Raw genomic sequence first — 2,824 nt, forward strand, 5'->3', positions numbered from 1 at the left:
CCGAACCATTTGCGGTCAGGCTCAGGCCGGTATTGTCGATCGAATCGGTGATGGTGGTAACGGCCGGGGTCGTGTTCGGGTTCGGCTTATCGCGGTGGCTGGAGGTGGTGCTTTCGATGGTGGTGCTGACGGTGCTGCCGTTTTTGTAGACGTCGTTGGCCGGGGTATCGACCACCACCGAACCGCTGGTTTTGCCGGCCTCGATGTTGATCACTGCACCATTCGACAAGGTCACGCTCATCGCGGTGCCAGCCGGGTTGGTCAGCGTCGCGGTGTAGGTAATCTGCCCGCCTTCGGTGACCGAACCGGTTGCCGCCAGGGACAGGCCGGTGTTGTCGATCGAGTCGGTGATGGTGGTGACCGCCGGAGTGGTGCTCGGGGTCAACTGCTCGAAGTTGCCACCGGTGGTGCTTTCGATGGTGGTGCTGACGGTGCTGCCGTTTTTGTAAACGTCGTTCGCCGGGGTGTCGACCACCACCGAACCGGAAGTTTTGCCGGCCTCGATGTTGATGACGGCGCCATTGCTCAGCGTGACGGTCATCGGCGTGCCGGCCGGGTTGGTCAGCGTCGCGGTGTAAGTGATCTGGCCGGCTTCAACCACCGAACCGGTCGCCGCCAGGGACAGCCCGGTGTTGTCGATCGAATCGGTGATGGTGGTGACCGCCGGCGTCGTGCTCGGGGTCAACTGCTCGAAATTGCCGCCGGTGGTGCTTTCGATGGTGGTGCTGACGGTGCTGCCGTTTTTATAAACGTCATTGGCCGGGGTGTCGACCACCACCGAACCGGAAGTCTTGCCGGCCTCGATGTTGATCACCGCACCGTTGGACAAGGTCACGCTCATCGCGGTGCCAGCCGGATTGCTCAGCGTCGCGGTGTAGGTGATCTGCCCGCCTTCGGTAATCGTGTTGTTGGCGGTGAGCGTCAGCCCGGTGTTATCGATCGAATCGGTGATGGTGGTGACCGCCGGCGTAGTGCTCGGGGTCAACTGCTCGAAATTGCCGCCAGTGGTGCTTTCGATGGTGGTGCTGACCGTGCTGCCATTTTTGTAGACGTCGTTGGCTGGGGTGTCGACCACCACGCTGCCGGTGGTTTTACCAGCCTCGATGTTGATCACCGCGCCATTGCTGAGCGTGACGGTCATCGGCGTGCCGGCCGGATTGCTCAGGGTGGCGGTGTAGGTGATCTGGCCACCTTCGGTGACCGAACCGGTTGCTGCCAGGGACAGACCGGTGTTATCGATCGAGTCGGTAATCGTCGTGACCGCCGGCGTGGTGCTCGGGGTCAGCTGCTCGAAGTTGCCACCGGTGGTGCTTTCGATGGTGGTGCTGACCGTGCTGCCGTTCTTGTAGACGTCGTTGGCCGGGGTGTCGACCACCACGGAACCGGAAGTCTTGCCGGCTTCGATATTGATCACGGCGCCATTGCTGAGCGTGACGCTCATCGCGGTGCCGGCCGGGTTGGTCAGGGTCGCGGTGTAAGTGATCTGCCCGCCTTCGGTGACCGAACCGGTTGCTGTCAGGGACAGCCCGGTGTTGTCGATCGAGTCGGTGATGGTGGTGACCGCCGGGGTGCTACTCGGGGTCAGCTGCTCGAAGTTGCCACCGGTGGTGCTTTCGATGGTGGTGCTGACGGTGCTGCCGTTCTTGTAGACGTCATTCGCCGGGGTGTCGACCACCACGGAACCGCTGGTTTTACCGGCGTCGATGTTGATCACGGCGCCATTGCTGAGCGTGACGGTCATCGCGGTGCCGGCCGGGTTGCTCAAGGTCGCGGTGTAGGTAATCTGCCCGCCTTCGGTGACATTGCCAGTGGCAGTCAGGCTGAGGCCAGTGTTGTCGATCGAATCGGTGATGGTGGTGACCGCTGGCGTGCTGCTCGGGGTCAACTGCTCGAAGTTGCCACCGCTGGTGCTTTCGATGGTGGTGCTGACCGTGCTGCCGTTCTTGTAGACGTCATTGGCCGGGGTGTCGACCACCACGCTGCCGGTTGTTTTACCGGCTTCGATGTTGATGACCGCCCCGTTGGACAGGGTCACGCTCATCGCGGTGCCCGCCGGATTGCTCAGCGTCGCGGTGTAGGTGATCTGGCCGCCTTCAACCACCGAACCGGTTGCTGCCAGGGACAGCCCGGTGTTGTCGATCGAATCGGTGATGGTGGTCACCGCCGGCGTGCTGCTCGGAGTCAGTTGCTCGAAGTTGCCACCGGTGGTGCTTTCGATGGTGGTGCTGACGGTGCTGCCGTTTTTGTAAACGTCGTTGGCTGGCGTGTCGACCACCACCGAACCGGAAGTCTTGCCAGCCTCGATGTTGATCACCGCGCCATTGGACAGGGTCACGCTCATCGCGGTGCCAGCCGGGTTGGTCAGGGTGGCGGTGTAAGTGATCTGGCCGCCTTCGGTAATGCTGTTATTGGCGGTGAGCGTCAACCCGGTGTTGTCGATCGAATCGGTGATGGTGGTGACCGTCGGGGTGCTGCTCGGGGTCAGCTGCTCGAAGTTACCGCCAGTGGTGCTTTCGATGGTGGTGCTGACCGTGCTGCCGTTTTTGTAGACGTCGTTGGCCGGGGTGTCGACCACGACGGAACCGCTGGTTTTACCGGCCTCGATGTTGATGACGGCGCCATTGCTCAGCGTGACGGTCATCGGCGTGCCGGCCGGATTGGTCAGGGTCGCGGTGTAGGTGATCTGCCCGCCTTCGGTAATCGTGTTATTGGCGGTGAGCGTCAACCCGGTGTTATCGATCGAGTCGGTAATCGTCGTAACGGCCGGAGTCGTGCTCGGGGTCAACTGCTCGAAGTTGCCGCCGGTGGTGCTTTCGATGGTGGT

Annotated in this window: 1 protein-coding gene and 1 pseudogene; one reads left to right on the forward strand and one right to left on the reverse strand. The window is 62.1% G+C overall.

Annotated elements, in window-relative coordinates; all coding sequences use genetic code 11:
* Window positions 1-50: 50 nt before the first annotated feature.
* A complete protein-coding gene (locus BK658_RS30655; protein ID WP_404943164.1) occupies window positions 51-149 on the forward strand; it encodes a hypothetical protein in 99 nt (32 codons plus the stop codon).
* Here the strand turns inward: BK658_RS30655 and BK658_RS30275 are convergent.
* Window positions 104-2,641, reverse strand: a pseudogene (locus tag BK658_RS30275) (beta strand repeat-containing protein); the annotation flags it as partial. The gene BK658_RS30655 and the pseudogene BK658_RS30275 sit on opposite strands and share 46 nt — an antisense overlap.
* Between the last annotated feature and the right edge of the window lie 183 nt (window positions 2,642-2,824).

Origin of the sequence: Pseudomonas brassicacearum, assembly GCF_003732175.1 — a bacterium.
In the GTDB taxonomy this organism is placed as follows: Bacteria; Pseudomonadota; Gammaproteobacteria; order Pseudomonadales; family Pseudomonadaceae; genus Aquipseudomonas; species Aquipseudomonas brassicacearum_G.